The sequence below is a fragment of the Streptomyces shenzhenensis genome (assembly GCF_003688995.1).
GTDB classification, from domain to species: domain Bacteria; phylum Actinomycetota; class Actinomycetes; order Streptomycetales; family Streptomycetaceae; genus Streptomyces; species Streptomyces shenzhenensis_A.
Map to the genome: position 1 here is coordinate 343060 of NZ_PENI01000001.1, position 19494 is coordinate 362553.

The following is a 19494-nucleotide window of genomic DNA, read 5'->3' on the forward strand; positions in this document are numbered from 1 at the left end:
GAGCCCGGCCGGGGGGGCTGAGGCAGGCAGGCGGACTGAGCCGGGTACGTCGGTCCGAGCCAGGCAGGGGGCTGAGCCCGATATGGCGAGCCGATCAGGGCGGGCCAAGCCAGGCAGGCGGGCTCAGCCGGGCAGGGCGGTCCAAGCCAGGCAGGTGGACCGAGCCGGGTATGGCGGGCCGAGCCGGGCAGGCGGGCTGAGCCTGATATGGCGAGCCGGGCAGGCGGGCCGAGTCGGGGCGGGCTGAGCTTGGTGTGGTGGACTGAGCCTGACCTCACAGGCTGGCGCTCGGGGCCAGGTTCTACGCTGGTGAGGCCCGCCGATGCCGGTGGGCCGCAGGCGACCGCCCCGCGGTCAGCGCGCCCCGGAGGCGAGCCGCCTGAACACGCTGCATGTCGAGTGAGGAATGGGCAAAGATGCCGGACAGTTCTCCCCCAACCCACCCTGCGTTCGCCTACGCCGAGCTGCTTCCCCAGGGCGAGGACACCACCCCGTACCGGCTGGTGACCTCCGAGGGTGTCTCCACTTTCGAGGCCGACGGGCGAACGTTCCTCAAGGTCGAGCCGGAGGCGCTGCGCAAGCTGGCCGAGGAGGCCATCCACGACATCCAGCACTATCTCCGCCCGGCCCACCTCGCACAGCTGCGCCGCATCATCGACGACCCCGAGGCGTCGGGCAACGACAAGTTCGTCGCCCTGGACCTGCTGAAGAACGCGAACATCGCGGCGGCGGGCGTGCTGCCCATGTGCCAGGACACCGGTACGGCGATCGTCATGGGCAAGCGCGGGCAGCACGTCCTCACCGAGGGCGCGGACGAGAAGGCCCTCTCGCACGGCATCTTCGACGCCTACACCAAGCTCAACCTGCGGTACTCGCAGATGGCGCCGCTGACCATGTGGGAGGAGAAGAACACCGGTTCCAACCTCCCCGCGCAGATCGAGCTGTACGCGACCGACGGCGGCGCCTACAAGTTCCTCTTCATGGCGAAGGGCGGCGGCAGCGCCAACAAGTCGTTCCTGTACCAGGAGACGAAGGCGGTCCTGAACGAGGCCTCCATGATGAAGTTCCTGGAGGAGAAGATCCGTTCGCTGGGCACGGCCGCCTGCCCGCCGTACCACCTGGCGATCGTGGTCGGCGGCACCAGTGCCGAGTACGCGCTGAAGACCGCGAAGTACGCCTCCGCGCACTATCTGGACAACCTGCCCGCCGAGGGCTCACCGCTCGGCCACGGCTTCCGGGACAAGGAGCTGGAGCAGAAGGTCTTCGAGCTGACCCAGCGGATCGGCATCGGCGCGCAGTTCGGCGGCAAGTACTTCTGCCACGACGTCCGCGTGGTCCGGCTCCCCCGGCACGGCGCGTCCTGCCCGGTCGCCATCGCCGTCTCCTGCTCGGCCGACCGCCAGGCGCTCGCCAAGATCACCGCCGAGGGTGTCTTCCTGGAGCAGCTGGAGACGGACCCGGCGCGCTTCCTGCCGGAGACGACGGACGAGCACCTGGACGACTCCTCCGACGTCGTGAGGATCGACCTCAACCAGCCGATGGACGCGATCCTCACCGAGCTGACCAAGTACCCGGTCAAGACCCGGCTGTCCCTCACCGGCCCGCTGGTGGTGGCCCGCGACATCGCGCACGCGAAGATCAAGGAGCGGCTCGACGCGGGCGAGGAGATGCCGCAGTACCTGAAGGACCACCCGGTGTACTACGCGGGCCCCGCGAAGACCCCCGAGGGTTACGCGTCCGGCTCCTTCGGCCCCACCACGGCCGGCCGCATGGACTCCTACGTCGAGCAGTTCCAGGCCGCGGGGGGCTCCAAGGTGATGCTCGCCAAGGGCAACCGCAGTAAACAGGTCACGGACGCGTGCGGCACGCACGGCGGCTTCTACCTCGGCTCCATCGGCGGCCCGGCCGCCCGGCTCGCCCAGGACTGCATCAAGAAGGTCGAGGTCGTCGAGTACGAGGAACTCGGCATGGAGGCCGTCTGGAAGATCGAGGTCGAGGACTTCCCGGCGTTCATCGTCGTCGACGACAAGGGCAACGACTTCTTCCAGAACCCGGCGCCCGCGCCGACGTTCACGTCGATCCCGGTACGGGGGCCTGGGCTGGCGTAGCACCTGCGCTGCGGCGGGGGACGGACTTCGCCCCCGCCGCCCCTACCTATCCCCAGGGACTCCACCCCTGCACCCCACCGGGGCTGCACCCCTCCGGGGCTCCGCCCCGGACCCCGGTGCGGATCACCCGTCGGGGTGGGAACAGGCGCCGTGTCCGGGGTGCTGTGACTGGCGGAGGTGATCGGCAGTGGCCGACAACGAGCAGGGGTACCGGATCGAGCACGACTCCATGGGTGAGGTGCGTGTTCCCGTCGAGGCGAAGTGGCGGGCGCAGACGCAGCGTGCCGTGGCGAACTTCCCGGTCTCCGGGCAGCGCATCGAGCGCGCCCACATCGAGGCGCTCGCCCGGATCAAGGCGGCGGCGGCGAAGGTGAACGCCGAGCTGGGCGTGGTCGACAAGGACATCGCCGAGGCGATCCAGGACGCGGCCCGGGAGGTCGCCGAGGGCGGGTGGGACGAGCACTTCCCCGTCGACGTGTTCCAGACCGGGTCCGGGACCTCGTCCAACATGAACGCCAACGAGGTCATCGCCACGCTGGCGAGCGAGCGGCTCGGCCGGGACGTGCATCCCAACGACCACGTCAACGCCTCGCAGTCGTCCAACGACGTCTTCCCCTCCAGCATCCACATCGCGGCCACCGCGGCGGTCACGCACGACCTGGTCCCGGCCCTGGAGCGGCTCGCGGACGCGCTGGCCCGCAAGTCCGCGGAGTTCGCCGACGTGGTGAAGTCCGGGCGGACGCACCTGATGGACGCCACGCCGGTGACCCTGGGCCAGGAGTTCGGCGGGTACGCGGCCCAGGTGCGGTACGGGATCGAGCGGCTGCGCGCCACCCTGCCCCGGCTCGCCGAGCTGCCGCTGGGCGGCACCGCCGTCGGCACCGGCATCAACACCCCGCCGGGCTTCTCCGCCGCCGTCATCGAGGAGGTCGCCCGGGCCACCGGGCTGCCGCTCACCGAGGCCCGCGACCACTTCGAGGCGCAGGGCGCCCGGGACGGGATCGTGGAGGCGAGCGGCCAGCTGCGGACCATCGCCGTCGGCCTGACGAAGATCGCGAACGATCTGCGCTGGATGGCCTCCGGGCCGCGGACCGGGCTCGCCGAGATCCGGCTCCCCGACCTCCAGCCGGGGTCCTCGATCATGCCGGGCAAGGTCAACCCGGTCGTCCCGGAGGCCGTGCTCATGGTCTGCGCGCAGGTCATCGGCAACGACACGACCATCACCACGGCCGGCGCCGCCGGGAACTTCGAGCTGAACGTCATGCTGCCGGTGCTCGCCAAGAACGTGCTGGAGTCGGTCCGGCTGCTCGCCAACGTCTCCCGGCTGCTCGCCGACCGGACGGTCGACGGCATCGTCGCCGACCGGGACCGGACCCGCGAGTACGCCGAGTCGTCACCCTCCGTGGTCACACCGCTGAACCGGTACATCGGCTACGAGGAGGCCGCGAAGGTGGCCAAGCGGGCGCTGGCCGAGCGGAAGACGATCCGTCAGGCCGTCCTGGAGGGCGGGTACGTGGAGCGCGGCGATCTGACGGTCGAACAGCTCGACGAAGCGCTGGATGTCCTGCGGATGACTCATCCGTAACCGGAGGTTTCGGGCGCGCGAACCGTCATGCCCAGCACAGCGCCGTATGCCCAGGGCACCTAATATCTGTACATGGCAGACGGCGGAGCGGTGAGACGCGTGACAGGCGGAGGAGCGAGCGGTTCGGCGGGCTTCTGGGCGCCGGGCAGTCACATCCTGTGGCGGTACCGGGAGAACGGCGGCGAGCACGTCCACATCGCCCGCCCCGTCACCGTCGTCCGGGACGACGCGGAACTGCTCGCGGTGTGGCTGGCGCCCGGCACCGAGTGTGTGAAGCCGGTGCTGGCCGACGGCACGCCCGTGCACGTCGAACCGCTGGAGTCCCGGTACACCAGGCCCCGTACCGTGCAGCGCGACCGCTGGTTCGGCACGGGTGTGCTGAAGCTGGCCCGGCCCGGTGAGCCATGGTCGGTGTGGCTGTTCTGGGATCCGGGCTGGCGGTTCAAGAACTGGTACGTCAACCTCGAAGAACCGCTGGCCCGTTGGCGGGACGGGGTCGACTCAGAGGACCATTTCCTGGACATCTCCGTGCACCCGGACCGGAGTTGGCACTGGCGCGACGAGGACGAGTTCGCGCAGGCCCAGCGGGACGGGCTGATGGACCCGGGCCTGGCCGAACGGGTGCGGCAGGCGGGGCGGTCCGCGGTGGCGTCGATCGAGTCGTGGGGCCGGCCGTTCTCGGAAGGCTGGCAGCGCTGGCGCCCCGATCCGTCCTGGGCGGTACCGTCGCTGCCGGAGGACTGGGACCGTATGCCCGCACACATGTCCTCATGAGACTCTTGATGCGCCCCGGGGCCACAACCGTAGGATCGTCCTCCGCAAGGGCGCACAGCAGCAACTCCGGGTACAGACGCCGAGTCTGACCGAACGTCACCGAGGGGCGGCAGGACGTGAGCGAGGGGTACGAGGGCACCACCGGCGCGCATCGGAGACGGTTCGCCGGTGACACAGGAACAACCTCTGACCACGCGGGAATTCCGTTCCTGGGGCACGTATTCCGGGTATCGGAATTCCTGCGGGACGAACTGCGCGCGCTGCGCGCAGCCCCGGACGGATGGATTCGACACGCGTGACGGAGCACCCCACCTCCTACGAACGCCCCCAGCCGGGCGCCGACCCCGTGGATCCCCGCGGGGCGCTCGCGCGTGCCCCGAAGTCCTACGGTGCCGCCGCCCTACCCGCACAGGCCCGCGCCGGCGAGACGCCCTCCTCTCCGGGTACCGCCACGTCCCGCGGCAAGGAGAAGGAGCCCCCAGTCAACGGCCCCGAGCACGCACAACCCGCCGCCGCCGAGACCGACCCGCACCGCCCGCGTCCCACGCCGGCGCCGGAGAGCATCCCGCCCCAGCCGGGCGCCGAGCAGGAGCGGACGGCCGGCGGCCAGGAACGACGTACCGGACGGGGGCTGCCACCCGGACGGCCCATGCCGATGCGGCGGGACGGGGACCGGCTGCGGTTCGTGGGCGCGGCGACCCGGCGGATCGCCCGCGGCATCGACCTGGACGAGATCGTGATGGGGCTGTGCCGGGCCACCGTGCCGACCTTCTCGGACGCGATCCTGGTCTATCTGCGCGACCCGCTGCCGGTGGGCGACGAGCGGCCCACCGGCCCGGTGGTGCTGCGGTTGCGCCGCACCGACCGGATCCCGGAGGAGCGGGACACCGAGGGCGGTTTCCTGCCCGTGCCGCCGGAGCCCGAGCCGCCCGAGCTGTCGGGCCTGTCCACGCTGACGGCCGAGCTGTGCGAGGTGCGGCCCGGCGGCGCCCTCAACGAGGTGCTGCGCGGTGTCCGGCCGGTGTTCGCGGACGCGCCCGCCGCCCGCGCCGCGCTGCCCGAGCTGCTCGGCGAGGGCGGCGAGTCGGTGGTGCCCGGCGGCCGGCACGCCATCCTCGCCCCGCTGCGCGGCCGACGCCGTGTCATCGGCGCCGCGCTCTTCCTCCGCCGCCCGGAGCGTCCGGGCTTCGAGGCCGACGACCTGCTGGTCGCCGCCCAGCTGGCCACCCACAGCGCGCTGGGCATCGACAAGGCGGTGCTGTACGGCCGCGAGGCCTACATCGCCGACGAGCTCCAGCGCACCATGCTGCCGGAGAACCTGCCCCGGCCCACCGGCGTCCGGCTCGCCTCCCGCTATCTGCCCGCCGCCGAGACCGCCCGGGTCGGCGGCGACTGGTACGACGCCATTCCCCTGCCCGGCAGCCGGGTCGCCCTCGTCGTCGGTGACGTCATGGGCCACTCCATGACCTCCGCGGCGATCATGGGCCAGCTGCGCACCACCGCACAGACCCTCGCCGGACTCGACCTGCCGCCCCAGGAAGTACTGCACCACCTGGACGAACAGGCCCAACGGCTCGGCAGCGACCGCATGGCCACCTGCCTGTACGCGGTCTACGACCCCGTCTCGCACCGCATCACCATCGCCAACGCGGGACACCCGCCGCCGGTGCTGCTGCACCTGGGCGGAGAGGCCGAGGTGCTGCGGGTGCCGGCGGGCGCGCCCATCGGTGTCGGCGGAGTGGACTTCGAGGCGGTCGAGCTGGAGGCACCCGCCGGGGCCACGCTGCTCCTCTACACCGACGGTCTGGTCGAGTCCCGGCTGCGCGACGTGTGGACCGGCATAGAACAGCTCCGGGAGAAGCTGGCCGCGACCGCGCAGCTGACCGGACCCGATCACCCGCCGCCGCTGGAAGCGCTGTGCGACGAGGTGCTCGACATGCTCGGCCCGGGCGACCGGGACGACGACATCGCGCTGCTCGCCGCCCGCTTCGACGGAATCGCCCCGAGCGATGTGGCGTACTGGTTCCTGGAACCGGAGGACGCCGCCCCGGGCCGGGCCCGCAGGCTCGTCCGGCGCGCGCTGGACCGCTGGGGCCTGGAGGAGCTGTCCGACTCGGTGGAGCTGCTGGTCAGCGAGGTGGTGACCAACGCCGTGCGCTATGCGTCACGCCCGGTCACGCTCCGGCTGCTGCGCACCGATGTGCTGCGCTGCGAGGTCGGCGACGACGTACCGCAGCTGCCGCGGCTGCGGCAGGCCCGGGCCACGGACGAGGGCGGGCGCGGCCTGTACCTGGTGAACAGGCTGGCCAGGCGCTGGGGCGCGACCCGGCTGAGCACCGGAAAGGTGGTCTGGTTCGAACTGAACCGGTCTTAGACCCGGTCCAAAAGTTGCCGATGTCCTTGTGACGGAGTTGACTGGCTGAGGTGAGCGAAGCGACCTGACGTAACCCCATGCACGACGGGAGGACGCTCGTGACGCAGACACCTCAGCAGACTCCGTACACCACGAACAACGCCGGCATCCCCGTGGAGAGCGACGAACACTCGCTCACCGTGGGAGCCGACGGCCCGGTCCTGCTGCAGGACCACTACCTGATCGAGAAGATGGCCCAGTTCAATCGGGAACGGGTCCCCGAGCGGGTGGTCCACGCCAAGGGCTCGGGGGCGTACGGCATCTTCGAAGTCACCAATGACGTCAGCCAGTTCACCAAGGCCGATCTGTTCCAGCCCGGGAAACGCACGGAGATGCTGGCGCGCTTCTCGACGGTCGCGGGTGAGCAGGGCTCCCCCGACACCTGGCGCGATCCGCGGGGCTTCGCGCTCAAGTTCTACACGGAGTACGGCAACTACGACCTGGTCGGCAACAACACGCCGGTCTTCTTCGTGCGGGACGCGCAGAAGTTCCAGGACTTCATCCGCTCCCAGAAGCGCCGGCCCGACAGCGGGCTGCGCGACAACGACATGCAGTGGGACTTCTGGACGCTGTCCCCCGAGTCCGCGCACATGGTGACGTGGCTGATGGGCGACCGCGGCATCCCGAAGACGTACCGCAACATGAACGGGTACTCGTCGCACACCTACATGTGGGTCAACGGCGGCGGCGAGCGGTTCTGGGTCAAGTACCACATCAAGACGGACCAGGGCATCGACTTCCTCACGCAGGCCGAGGCGGACGAGCTGGCCGGGACCGACGGCGATGTCCACCGCCGCGATCTGTTCGACTCGATCGCGTCGGGCAACGCGCCGAGCTGGACCATGCGCGTCCAGGTCATGCCGTTCGAGGACGCCCCGGACTACCGGTTCAATCCGTTCGACCTGACCAAGGTGTGGCCGCACGGCGACTACCCGCTGATCGAGGTCGGCCGGATGACGCTGAACAGGAACCCGGACAACTACTTCGTCCACATCGAGCAGGCCGCGTTCGAGCCGTCCAACATGGTGCCGGGCATCGGCCCGTCGCCGGACAAGATGCTGCTCGGGCGCCTCTTCTCCTACCCGGACACGCACCGCTACCGGATCGGCCCCAACTACGCCCAGCTGCCGCCGAACCGGCCGCACTCCGCGGTCCGCTCGTACGCCAAGGACGGGCCCATGCGGTACGAGGCCGCCGGCACCGGTGCCGTGTACGCGCCGAACTCGTACGGCGGGCCGGCCGCGGATGTCGCCCGGTTCGGCGACATCGCCGGCTGGCGGTCGGCGGGTGAGATGGTGCGCGAGGCGTACGCGCTGCACCGTGAGGACGACGACTGGGGCCAGCCCGGCACGCTGGTCCGCAACGTCCTCGACGACGCGGCCCGCAGCCGCCTGGTCTCCAACGTCAGCGGCCACCTCAAGCAGGGGGTCACCCGGCCGGTGCTCGACCGCGCGCTGCAGTACTGGCGCAACATCGACAAGGAGACCGGCGACAGGATCGCCCACGCGGTCAACGGCAGTTAGCCGCCGCACTGGGCTCGGGCCGACGAGGAACTGCGCGTCCACGGCGACCGGACACGCAGTTCCTCCCGTCGATGCGGCGCCGGCCGGCTACTGCTGGTCGGCCGGGTTGGGGGAGCTGTCCGCGGCGGGGTCCGTGGGGGTGTCGGACGGGCTGGGAGGTTGCTGGCTTGTGGGCGTCTGGGACGGGGTCTCGGAGGTGGGTGTCTGGGACGGGGTCCGGGACGGGCTCTGGGAGGTCGGCGGGGCGGAGGACGGCGTCTGCGACGGGGGCTGGGAAGTCGGCGGGGTGTAGGACGGGGTGTTCGTCGGCTTGACGGCCGCGCCCTGCGTGGTGTCCAGGTCGAACTTCGCTTTGTCCGTGACGCCGAACGTGTAGGCCGCCCAGATCTCGGCCGGGTAGCCACCGCCGTTGATGCGGCCGCTGCCCGGGATCAGCCCGGTCGCGCCCATCAGCGTGGTGTGCTTGCCGGTCCTGGCCTCCTCGCCGAACAGACCGACCGAGGTGACCAGGTCGGGCGTGTAGCCGGTGAACCACGCGGACTTGTTCTCGTCGGAGGTACCGGTCTTGCCCGCCACCTGCTGGCCGTTGCGCAGCGGGTTGTCCGCCACCGACGTCTTGGCCGTACCGTCGTCGACCACACCGGTCAGCACCGAGGTCACCGTGTCGGCGGCCGTCCGGCTGATCACCTGGTCCCCGATGGGGTCGGGCATCTCGACCGTGCGGTTCCGCTTCTCCGCCGACTTGACGATCGACGGTGTCACCTTCTTGCCGTGGTTGTTCAGGGTGGCGTAGATCCCGGCCATCTCCAGCGGGCTTGCGCCCATGGAGCCCAGCGTCTGGGCCGGCACCGCCTGCATGTTCTTGGTGTCCATGCCGAGTTCCTTGGCGGTGCTCATCACCTTGTCCATGCCCACGTCGACGCCCATCTGCGCGAAGACCGAGTTCACCGACTTGTTCATCGCCGTCTGGACCGTGATGTCGCCGTAGCTCCGGTTGTCCTCGTTGGGCGGGGCGAAGCCGACCTTGCTGCCGCTGTCCACGACCTGGTGGCGGCTGGTGCCGTCGTAGACCGTGTTGGCGTCGATCTGCTTGCCGTCCTGCGTCTCGGCCTTGTTCTCCAGCGCGGCGGCGAGGATCACCGGCTTGAACGTCGACGCGGGCTGGTAGTCGCGGCGGGTGGCGTTGCTGAGGTAGTGCTTGTAGTAGTCCGCGCCGCCGTACAGCGCGACGATCGCGCCGGTACCGGGGTCGACGGAGACGGCGCCGGCCTGGACGTTCCCGTCGACCTTGCGCTTCTTCGCGTCGAGCTTGCCGGTCAGCTCGGACTTGACCGCCCGCTCCAGCTCGGTCTGCTTCTTCTTGTCGATGTTCAGGGTGATGGTCCAGCCCTGGTCGACGACCGCGCTCTCCGCCTGGGACTGGGTGAGTCCCTCCTGGTCCATCAGCTGCTGCTCCAGCTGTTTGTTGGCGAGGTCGACGAGATAGCCCTTCTGCCCGTCGAGGCCGGGGGCGCCCTTGGGGTCGTCGGGCACCGGGAACTTCATGGCGGCGCGCTCGGTCCTGTCCAGCCAGCCCTCCTCGACCATGTTGTCCAGGACGTAGTTCCAGCGCTCTTTCACCAGCTTCTTACCGGTCTCCGACGCGACCGCCCAGTCGTACTGGCTCGGTGCCTGGAGCAGCGCGGCCAGATACGCGCCCTGCTCGACCTTGAGGTCCTGGGCGTCGACCCGGTAGTAGGCCTGTGCCGCGGCCTGGATGCCATAGGCGTTGCGGCCGTAGTAGCTGGTGTTGATGTAGCCCGCGAGGATGTCGTCCTTGGACTTCTGGCGGTCCACCTTCAAGGAGATGACCAGTTCCTTCAGCTTGCGCGTGACGGTCTGGTCCTGGTTGAGGTAGTAGTTCTTGACGTACTGCTGGGTGATCGTCGAACCGCCCTGCTTGCCCTTGCCCGAGAGGGTGTTGAGCAGACCGCGGGCGGTGCCCTTGAAGTCGACGCCGGAGTCCTTGTAGAAGGTCTTGTTCTCGGCCGCGACAAAGGTCAGCTGGACCTTCTTCGGCACCTTCGACAGGTCGACGATCTCACGGTTGACCTCGCCCTTGCGGGCCAGGATCGTGCCGTCGCCGTACTTGTAGACATTGCTCTGGCGCTGCGCCGCCGCGTTGCCCGCGGGGACGTCCACCATCAGGTACAGCACGATGAAGGAGCCGATGCCGAGCAGGCACAGTCCGAGGAACGTGCCGAGCATCTTCTTCCAGGTGAACAGCCGGCGTATGCCGCTCTTGCCGGACCCGTCGGCCGCTCGTGACGAGCGGCGTCTGGGCGCCGCGCGGTGGCCACCACGCTGTCGCGCTCGTCGTTCTTCCGCTCGTCCCATGGATCAGCTCGCTCCGCTTCGGTCTCGGTCAGCTCAGAAAGCTAACACCCGTCTCCATGACAAAGCGCCTTCGATCCGCTCTTTTGCGGACGTGACAATCAGCACCAGCCCTACCCGAACCGACGACCGAGAGGCGTGCAGGGTTGCGCGATGGGGTAAAGTGATATCACTTAGCTAGTACGCCATCAGGCACCGCGAGAACGGGGGAACCACCCATGGCCATACATGAGACGTCCACCACCGCCGACATCCCGGAGATGCCCGCCCCACGGGTGCGGGAGTTCACGGCACACAGCATCGGCGGCGGGCTCGCCCTGCTGCTCGGCCTGGTCGGCCTGCTGCTCGGCATCGGGATGACCCTGAGCGCGATCGCGGTCGACGGGGCCGGGGGCAAGGCCGCCCTGATCGTCCTCGGCATCCTGGTGGCGCTCGGCGCCTTCCTCGCGATGTGCGGGCTGAACATGGTCGCGCCGGGCGAGGCCCGGGTCGTCCAGCTCTTCGGCCGGTACCGGGGGACGATCCGGCAGGACGGGCTGCGCTGGGTGAACCCCTTCACCTCGCGCACGAAGATCTCGACCCGCGTCCGCAACCACGAGACCGCGGTCCTCAAGGTGAACGACGCCTACGGCAACCCGATCGAACTGGCCGCGGTCGTGGTCTGGAAGGTCCGGGACACCGCCCAGGCCGTGTTCGAGGTCGACGACTACAGCGAGTTCGTCGCCACGCAGACCGAGACGGCCGTGCGGCACATCGCCATCGAGTACCCCTACGACGCACACGACGAGGGCGGGCTCTCGCTGCGCGGCAACGCCGAGGAGATCACCGAGAAGCTCGCGGTCGAACTGCACGCGCGCGTGGAGGCGGCCGGGGTGCAGATCATCGAGTCGCGCTTCACGCATCTCGCCTACGCCCCCGAGATCGCCTCGGCGATGCTCCAGCGGCAGCAGGCCGGCGCGGTCGTCGCGGCCCGGCGGCAGATCGTCGACGGGGCGGTGGGCATGGTGGAGGCGGCGCTCGCCCGGATCGCGGAGCGCGACATCATGGAGCTGGACGAGGAACGGAAGGCGGCGATGGTGTCCAACCTGATGGTGGTGCTGTGCGGGGACAGGGCGCCGCAGCCCGTCCTGAACACCGGGACGCTCTACCAGTGACGGACCCCGCCGAGACACCGAGGCGTCGGCCGCAGCAGCGCAAGCAGGTGCTGCTGCGGCTCGACCCGCATGTCTACGACGCGCTCGCCCGGTGGGCCGGGGACGAACTGCGCTCCGCCAACGCCCAGATCGAGTTCCTGCTGCGCAGGGCGCTGGCGGACGCCGGACGGCTACCGAAGGAGACCGGGCCGCTGCCACGACGGGGCCGGCCGCCTGCATCGGATGTATCGGAACCGTGACAATCGACTCCCACCTGCGCACACGTACGCCTCGCCATGATCACTGCACTCCGCGTATACATGCCGCGTATACACCGTGTGTAGAGTTGGCGGCATGTCCATCGGTCACACCCTCCTAGGGCTCCTGGAGTCCGGCCCCCGACACGGCTACGACCTGAAGCGGGCCTTCGACGAGAAGTTCGGTCACGACCGGCCGCTGCACTACGGCCAGGTCTACTCCACGATGTCCCGGCTCCTGAAGCACGGGTTCGTCGAGGTCGACGGGATCGAGTCGGGCGGCGGTCCCGAACGCAAGCGGTACGCCATCACGGACGCCGGGATCACCGACGTGGCCCAGTGGCTGGCGACACCGGAGAAGCCGGAGGAGTACCTCCAGTCGACCCTCTACACCAAGGTCGTCCTCGCCCTGCTGACCCACCGCGACGCCGCCGTCGTCCTCGACACCCAGCGCGCCGAGCACCTGCGCAGCATGCGGGTCCTGACCGACCGCAAGCGCAAGGGCGACCTCGCCGACCAACTGATCTGCGACCACGCGCTGTTCCATCTGGAGGCCGATCTGCGCTGGCTCGAACTGACCACCGCGCGGCTCGACAAGCTCCGTGCGGCGGTGGCCCGATGACCCCGCCCCCCGGTTCCCTGCTCGCCGCCGAGGACCTGCGCAAGGCGTACGGGCCGACCGTCGCGCTGGACGGCGCCTCGTTCTCCATCCACCCCGGCGAGGTCGTCGCCGTCATGGGCCCCTCCGGGTCCGGCAAGTCGACGCTGCTGCACTGCCTCGCCGGGATCGTGCCGCCCGACTCCGGTTCGATCACCTACGCCGGCCGGGAACTCGCGACGATGAACGACGCCCGGCGCAGCCTGCTGCGCCGCTCCGAGTTCGGCTTCGTCTTCCAGTTCGGCCAGCTCGTACCGGAGTTGACCTGTGTGGAGAACGTGGCCCTCCCGCTGCGGCTGAACGGCACGCCACGCAAGCAGGCCGAGCGGGTCGCGCTCGGCTGGATGGAGCGGCTGGAGGTCGACGACCTGCGGGGCAAGCGGCCCGGCGAGGTCTCCGGCGGCCAGGGGCAGCGGGTCGCCGTGGCCCGGGCCCTGGTCACCGACCCGCGTGTGCTGTTCGCCGACGAGCCGACCGGCGCCCTCGACTCGCTCAACGGCGAGCGGGTGATGGAGCTCCTGACGGACGCCGCCAGGTCCACCAACGCCGCCGTCGTCCTCGTCACCCACGAGGCGCGGGTGGCGGCCTACTCCGACCGCGAGGTCGTCGTTCGGGACGGGAAGTCGCAGGACATGGAGCGCGTCGTATGAGCACCCGGCGGGGGCAGCCGGACGGTGGCGCCGAGCGGCCGCGCCGGGGCAGTCTCCGGGATCTGTCCCTGGGGGCCCGCTTCGCCGTCACCGGCGGACGCGAGGGCTGGGTCCGGCTGCTGCTGACGGCCGTCGGCGTGGGGCTCGGCGTGGCCCTGCTGCTGCTGACGACCGCGCTGCCGAGCGCGCTGGCCGTGCGGCACGACCGGGAACAGGCCCGCATGGACTACACCTACGGCGCCCCCCTCCCCCGGGCCGACAACACGCTCCTGATCGCCGACGTCGACACGATGTACCGGGGCAAGGACGTGCGTGGGCGGCTGGTGGAACCGGAGGGGCCGCGGGCACCGCTGGCGCCCGGACTGGCGAGATTCCCGGCCAAGGGCGACATGGTCGTCTCCCCGGCGCTGCGCGACCTGCTCGCCTCCGACGACGCACGGCTGCTGCGGGAGCGGCTGCCGTACCGGATCGTCGGCACCATCGGGGAGAGCGGGCTCATCGGCTCGCACGAACTCGCCTACTACGCGGGCGCCGACGGGCTCGTTCCGCAGATCGACGGCTCCCGGGTGGGCCGGATCGCCGCCTTCGGCAACCCCCAGCCGGCGGACCAGCCGGCCGACCCGGTCCTGGTCCTGCTCGTCCTCGTCGTCTTCGTGGTGCTGCTGATGCCGGTGGCCGTGTTCATCACCGCGGCCGTACGGTTCGGCGGCGAGCGGCGCGACCGCAGGCTGGCCGCGCTGCGGCTGGTGGGCTCCGACAGCCGGATGACCCGGCGGATCGCCGCGGGCGAGGCGCTGGCCGGTGCGGTGTTCGGCCTCGTCCTCGGTACCGTCTTCTTCCTGGCCGGCCGGCAGGCAGCGGGCTCCGTCGAGATCCTCGGCATCAGCGTGTTCCCGAGCTATCTGAATCCGTCCCCCGTGCTGGTCGCGCTCGTCGCGTTCGCGGTCCCGGCCGCCGCGGTCCTGGTCACCGTGCTGGCCCTGCGCGGTGTCGTGATCGAGCCGCTCGGCGTGGTCCGCACGGCACGCCCCGCACGCCGGCGCCTGTGGTGGCGGCTGCTGCTGCCGCTGGGCGGGCTTGCGCTGCTCTACCCGATGGTCGGCCAGGGCCGGACCAACGGGGACTTCAACCAGTACCTGGTCATCGGCGGTGTGATGCTGCTGCTGGTCGGCATCACCGCGCTGCTGCCGTGGATCGTGGAAGCGGTCGTCGCCCGGCTCGGCTCCGGCTCGGTGGCCTGGCAACTGGCCGTCCGAAGGCTCCAGTTGAGCAGCGGCAACGCGGCCCGCATGGTCAACGGCATCGCCGTGGCGGTGGCCGGCGCCATCGCCCTGCAGATGCTGTTCGCCGGAGTCGAGGGCGACTACACCAAGCAGTCGCCCAACGACCTCACCCGGGCGCAGCTCCAGGTGGACGTGCCAAAGGGCATCGATCTCGCCGCGGCGGCGGACCAGTTGGCGGCGACCCGGGGCGTGCGCGGGACAACGGCGCTGGCCGATGCCACGGTCGGCGACAGGCCGTGGCGCAAGGACCCGGAGCGCACGGCCCAGCTGACCGTCGGCGACTGCGCCGCGCTGCGCGAGGTCGCGGCGCTGCCCTCGTGCCGGGACGGCGACGCGTTCGCCGTGCGCGGCGCGGAGTACGACACCGATACCCCGAAGATGTCTGCGCCGGGCACGACGCTCTATCTCGACACCGCGTACGGCGACCGCCCGGACCGGCAGGACATCCTGCTGACCGTGCCGGCCGGTCTGAAGCAGGCCCGGACGATCGAGGGTCCGGGCGGCAACCGCACCGGCGGCTTCCTGCTGACCCCTGGCGCGCTGCCCGCGAAGGCCGCCGGGGTGATGGGCGGCACGATCTACCTGTCCGTCGACACGTCCGTGCCCGACCTCAAGGAGTACATCCGCAACACGGCCGCACGGATCGGCCCGCTGACCCAACCGGTCGTCTGGTCGGCGACCGAGCAGTCCAGGAGGTTCACCTCCATCCGTACCGGTCTGTTCGTCGGTGCCGCGTGTGTGCTCGCGCTGATCGGGGCGAGCCTGCTGGTCTCGCAGCTGGAGCAGTTGCGTGAGCGCAGGAAACTGCTGTCGTCCCTGGTCGCCTTCGGCACCCGGCGGCGCACGCTGGGCCTGTCGGTGCTGTGGCAGACGGCGGTTCCGATCGTGCTCGGTCTGCTGCTGGCCTCGGTGGTGGGCGTGGCCCTGGGCGCGGTGCTGCTGCGGATGACGAGCACCTCGGTGAGCGTGGACTGGGTGAGCGTGCTGTCGCTGACCGGCTTCGGCGCCGCGGTCGTCCTCGTGGTGACCCTGCTCAGCCTGCCGCCGCTGCTGCGGCTGATGCGCCCGGACGGGCTGCGCACCGAGTAGCGGGCGCCGCGCCCGCCCCGGCCCCTTCCCCGTGGGAAGGGGCCCTCAGCCGTGGGCGAGCAGCCGCACGGGCAGCGGTCGCAGTGCCTCCCGCAGGGCGGTCGCGAGTTCCCGGTACTCGGCGCCGCGGGCCGCGCCGGTGCGCATCGCGAGGGCGACGCGGCGGCTCGGGGCGGGGTCGGCGAAGTAACCGGTGAGGAGCCGGGTGCTGCGGGTCGCCTCGACCCTGAGGGCGGTGCGCGGCAGCAGGGTGCAGCCGAGCCCGCCGGCCACGAGCTGGACGAGGGTCGCAAGACCCGCCGCCGTGGTCGCCACCGGGGCGTCCGCGCGGCCGGCCTCCCGGCAGATGTCCAGGGCCTGGTCGCGCAGGCAGTGGCCCTCGTCGAGGAGCAGCAGGTTCAGCTCCTTGAGCGCCTCGCGCGGAATGTCCTCCCGGCCGCCGAGCCAGTGGTCCGGGGGCGTGACGAGCACGAAGTCCTCGTCGAAGAGCGGCAGTTCGGCGATGCCGGGGACGCCGAGGGGGACGGCGAGCAGCAGCAGGTCGAGCCGGCCTGAGGTCAGTCCGTCGATCAGGCTGGCGGTCTGCTCCTCGTGCACCTGGAGGTCGAGGTCCGGATACCGGCCGTGGACCAGCCGCAGGACGGTCGGCAGCAGATAGGGCGCGACGGTGGGGATCACCCCGAGCCGCAGCGCGCCGGTGAACGGCGCCCGCACCGCCTCCGCTTCCTCCAGCAGCGCGCCGACCTCGGTGAGCACCGCCTTCGCCCGTACGGCGAGCCGCTCACCGGCGGGTGAGAGCAGCACCTTGCGGGTCGTACGCTCCAGGAGCGTGACACCGAGGATCTGCTCCAGCGCCGAGACGGCTCCGGACAGGGCGGGTTGGCTCATGCCGATGGCGGCGGCCGCGTCCCGGAAGTGCAGATGCTCGGCGACGGCGGCGAAGGCACGCAACTGGGACAGGCTGGGCTGCCTCCGCTTACCTGCGGTCACTGATAGCCACCTCCGATCAACACGACTGAGTGTAGCTATTTCCCGAATCAATGCCGTCTGTGTCACCATCAGCTCCGTCCAACCCATGGGAAACGCCCGTGACCGGGGCGTTTCCTCGCTGCAAGGAGAGCGCGTGCTCACTGTCGGTGACAAGTTCCCCGAGTTCGACCTCACTGCCTGCGTCTCGCTGGAGAAGGGCAAGGAGTTCGAGAAGATCAACCACAAGACCTACGAAGGCAAGTGGAAGGTGATCTTCGCCTGGCCCAAGGACTTCACCTTCGTGTGCCCGACCGAGATCGCCGCCTTCGGCAAGCTGAACGAGGAGTTCGCCGACCGCGACGCGCAGGTCCTCGGCTTCTCCGGCGACTCCGAGTTCGTCCACCACGCCTGGCGCAAGGACCACGACGACCTGCGCGACCTGCCGTTCCCGATGATGGCCGACTCCAAGCACGAGCTGATGCGCGGCCTCGGCATCGAGGACGAGGAGGGCTTCGCCAAGCGCGCGGTCTTCATCGTCGACCAGAACAACGAGATCCAGTTCTCGATGGTGACCGCGGGCTCGGTCGGCCGTAACCCGAAGGAGGTCCTGCGGGTCCTGGACGCCCTCCAGACGGACGAGCTGTGCCCGTGCAACTGGGCCAAGGGCGACGAGACGCTCGACCCGGTCGCGCTGCTCGCCGGAGAGTGAGTCCATGTCCCTCGACTCCCTCAAGTCCCGCGTACCGGAGTACGCCAAGGACCTGAAGCTCAACCTGGGCTCGGTCATCGGCAACTCGGGCCTGCCCGCGCAGCAGTTGTGGGGCACGGTGCTGGCGACGGCGATCGCCGCCCGCTCCCCCATCGTCCTGCGCGAGCTGGAGCCGGAGGCGAAGGCGAACCTCTCGCCTGAGGCGTACACCGCCGCCAAGGCGGCCGCCGCCGTGATGGCGATGAACAACGTCTTCTACCGCACCCGCCATCTGCTCTCCGACCACGAGTACGGCACCCTGCGCGCGGGCCTGCGGATGAACGTCATCGGCAACCCCGGAGTCGACAAGGTCGACTTCGAGCTGTGGTCGTTCGCGGTGTCCGCGATCAACGGCTGCGGCATGTGCCTGGACTCGCACGAGCAGGTGCTGCGCAAGGCCGGCGTGGAACGCGAGGTCGTCCAGGAGGCCTTCAAGATCGCCGCGGTGATCCAGGCGGTGGGCACCACCCTGGACGCCGAGGCGGTGCTCGCCGGGTAACTCCGCGAGCCAGGCGCTTCCTTGCCGCTCCGGGCCCCGCTCACCCTTGGTGGGCGGGGCTCTCCGCGTCCGCCGGAACCGGCTCCGCCTGGACCGGGGGCCTGGCCGCGCGCACCCGGCCCGCGCTACGCAGCGCCTGTTCCTCGGAGTAGGCCCGCAGATAGCCGACCACCGTGTTGGTCACCGCCACCAGCGGTACGGCGACCACGGCGCCGCCGATCCCGGCCACCATGCCGCCCGCGGTGACGGACAGGACGACGGCCAGGGGGTGCACCCGCACCGCGCGGCCCAGGATGAAGGGCTGCAGGATGTGCCCCTCGATCTGCTGGACCGCCAGGATCACCACCAGCGTCATGCCCGCGGTGAACACGCCCTGCGTGACCAGGGCGACCACCACGGCCAGCACGCCCGAGGCGACCGCGCCCACGAGCGGGATGAACGAGAACAGGAAGATGAACACGGCCAGCGGGACGGCCATGGGGACGTCCAGGAAGTAGATGCCAAGGCCGATGAAGATCGCGTCGATCAGGGCGACCAGCACCGTGCCGCGGACGTAGGCCGTCAGTGTGCGCCAGGCACGCGGGCCCGCCCCGGCCACGCCCGGCCGCGCCGCGGCCGGCACCAGCTTCAGCGCCCACCGCCAGATCCGGTCGCCGTCGTAGAGCAGGAAAAGCGTCGAGAAGAACACCAGCAGAATGCCGGTCAGCGCCTCGACGACGACCTGAACGCCCTCGAGTCCGGCCGACGTTATCTGGTCGGTGTTGGCGCCGATCGCCTCCCGCAGGCTCTTGGCGATCTGGTTGATCTGCTTGTCCGTGACATGGAACGGGCTCTGCAGCAGCCAGCGGCGCAGATCGTCGATGCCGCTCTGCACCTGGTCGGAGAGCGTGTCGATGTTCTCCATGACCTGCCAGGTCACGAACCACCCGATCAGCCCCATCACGATGAAGCCGAGGACCGCGGTGAGGGCGGTGGCCGGGCCGCGCGGCACACCGTGCCGTTTCAGCCGGGCCACCGTGGGCTGGAGCAGCGCGGTGACCAGCAGCGCTATGACGAAGGCGAACACCACGAGTTGGACGGAGCTGATGACGCGCATCAGCACCCACACCGTGCCGGCCAGCACCAGCAGCCGCCAGCCCGCCTCGGCCGCGACCCGCACACCCCAGGGCACCGCGAGCGCCGGGTCCGGGCGGACGATCCGGACCTCCGCCGGATCCGGATGGCCGTCGGGCAGCGGCTCCTCGGCGGGCAGCACCTCCGGCGGCTCCTCGGCATGCTGCCTCTCCGCCGCCACCCGCCGCTCGTCCAACCTCTCACCCATCTGCGTCAGTCCGGCTCCGATCCGGCCGAGCCATCCTGGCACTCGCGACATGATCCGTCCTTCTCCCGCATGTCCCCGGGTGCGCCCCACCACTCCTCCCAGGAATCGTCC

15 protein-coding genes are annotated in these 19494 nt (G+C 70.5%); 12 read left to right on the top strand and 3 right to left on the bottom strand.

Annotated elements, in window-relative coordinates; genetic code table 11:
* The first annotated feature begins 416 nt into the window (after window positions 1-416).
* From CTZ28_RS01405 to CTZ28_RS01425, 5 genes are all read left to right on the top strand, one after another.
* Window positions 417-2108, top strand: coding sequence for a fumarate hydratase (locus CTZ28_RS01405; protein WP_121887311.1), 1692 nt, complete (start codon window positions 417-419; stop codon window positions 2106-2108).
* 187 nt (window positions 2109-2295) lie between these two features.
* On the top strand, window positions 2296-3693 hold the full coding sequence (locus CTZ28_RS01410) for a class II fumarate hydratase (protein WP_259471413.1): 1398 nt from the start codon (window positions 2296-2298) through the stop codon (window positions 3691-3693).
* A gap of 72 nt (window positions 3694-3765) precedes the next feature.
* Complete coding sequence (fomD, locus tag CTZ28_RS01415) at window positions 3766-4467, top strand: cytidylyl-2-hydroxypropylphosphonate hydrolase (RefSeq protein ID WP_121887312.1); 702 nt, start codon at window positions 3766-3768, stop codon at window positions 4465-4467.
* A 280-nt stretch (window positions 4468-4747) separates the two neighbouring features.
* Window positions 4748-6841, top strand: a complete 2094-nt coding sequence (locus CTZ28_RS01420) for an ATP-binding SpoIIE family protein phosphatase (protein WP_183154208.1) — start codon at window positions 4748-4750, stop codon at window positions 6839-6841.
* Between the two features lie 77 nt (window positions 6842-6918).
* On the top strand, window positions 6919-8403 hold the full coding sequence (locus tag CTZ28_RS01425) for a catalase (protein WP_220795300.1): 1485 nt from the start codon (window positions 6919-6921) through the stop codon (window positions 8401-8403).
* An 87-nt stretch (window positions 8404-8490) separates the two neighbouring features.
* On the opposite strand, the gene CTZ28_RS01430 is transcribed toward CTZ28_RS01425, so the two are convergent.
* Window positions 8491-10779 (bottom strand): transglycosylase domain-containing protein, encoded by a 2289-nt coding sequence (locus CTZ28_RS01430; RefSeq protein ID WP_121887315.1) that lies wholly within the window; start codon window positions 10777-10779, stop codon window positions 8491-8493.
* A 215-nt stretch (window positions 10780-10994) separates the two neighbouring features.
* On the opposite strand from CTZ28_RS01430, the gene CTZ28_RS01435 reads away from it, so the two are divergent.
* From CTZ28_RS01435 to CTZ28_RS01455, 5 genes are all read left to right on the top strand, one after another.
* Window positions 10995-11930, top strand: a complete 936-nt coding sequence (locus CTZ28_RS01435) for an SPFH domain-containing protein (protein WP_121887316.1) — start codon at window positions 10995-10997, stop codon at window positions 11928-11930.
* A complete protein-coding gene (locus CTZ28_RS01440) occupies window positions 11927-12169 on the top strand; it encodes a type II toxin-antitoxin system antitoxin (protein ID WP_259471414.1) in 243 nt (80 codons plus the stop codon). The genes CTZ28_RS01435 and CTZ28_RS01440 overlap by 4 nt, the downstream gene beginning before the upstream one ends.
* Window positions 12170-12263: 94 nt before the next feature.
* Entirely contained in the window at window positions 12264-12788 is a 525-nt protein-coding gene (locus CTZ28_RS01445) for a PadR family transcriptional regulator (protein ID WP_121887318.1), read from the top strand.
* Window positions 12785-13474, top strand: coding sequence for an ABC transporter ATP-binding protein (locus CTZ28_RS01450; RefSeq protein WP_121887319.1), 690 nt, complete (start codon window positions 12785-12787; stop codon window positions 13472-13474). Before CTZ28_RS01445 ends, CTZ28_RS01450 begins: the two co-directional genes overlap by 4 nt.
* Window positions 13471-15846 carry an ABC transporter permease gene (locus tag CTZ28_RS01455; protein WP_121887320.1) on the top strand — a complete coding sequence of 792 codons (2376 nt, stop codon included), beginning with the start codon at window positions 13471-13473 and terminating at the stop codon, window positions 15844-15846. Before CTZ28_RS01450 ends, CTZ28_RS01455 begins: the two co-directional genes overlap by 4 nt.
* Window positions 15847-15891: 45 nt before the next feature.
* Here the strand turns inward: CTZ28_RS01455 and CTZ28_RS01460 are convergent, their stop codons facing one another.
* On the bottom strand, window positions 15892-16836 hold the full coding sequence (locus CTZ28_RS01460) for a LysR substrate-binding domain-containing protein (protein ID WP_121887321.1): 945 nt from the start codon (window positions 16834-16836) through the stop codon (window positions 15892-15894).
* A 133-nt stretch (window positions 16837-16969) separates the two neighbouring features.
* On the opposite strand from CTZ28_RS01460, the gene CTZ28_RS01465 reads away from it, so the two are divergent.
* Window positions 16970-17524: a peroxiredoxin gene (locus CTZ28_RS01465; RefSeq protein ID WP_121887322.1), complete on the top strand. Its 555-nt coding sequence runs from the start codon at window positions 16970-16972 to the stop codon at window positions 17522-17524.
* Window positions 17525-17528: 4 nt separating this feature from the next.
* Window positions 17529-18062: an alkyl hydroperoxide reductase gene (locus tag CTZ28_RS01470; protein ID WP_121887323.1), complete on the top strand. Its 534-nt coding sequence runs from the start codon at window positions 17529-17531 to the stop codon at window positions 18060-18062.
* Between the two features lie 40 nt (window positions 18063-18102).
* Here CTZ28_RS01470 and CTZ28_RS01475 read toward each other — a convergent pair whose 3' ends face one another.
* Window positions 18103-19434 carry an AI-2E family transporter gene (locus tag CTZ28_RS01475; protein ID WP_121887324.1) on the bottom strand — a complete coding sequence of 444 codons (1332 nt, stop codon included), beginning with the start codon at window positions 19432-19434 and terminating at the stop codon, window positions 18103-18105.
* Window positions 19435-19494: the final 60 nt, after the last annotated feature.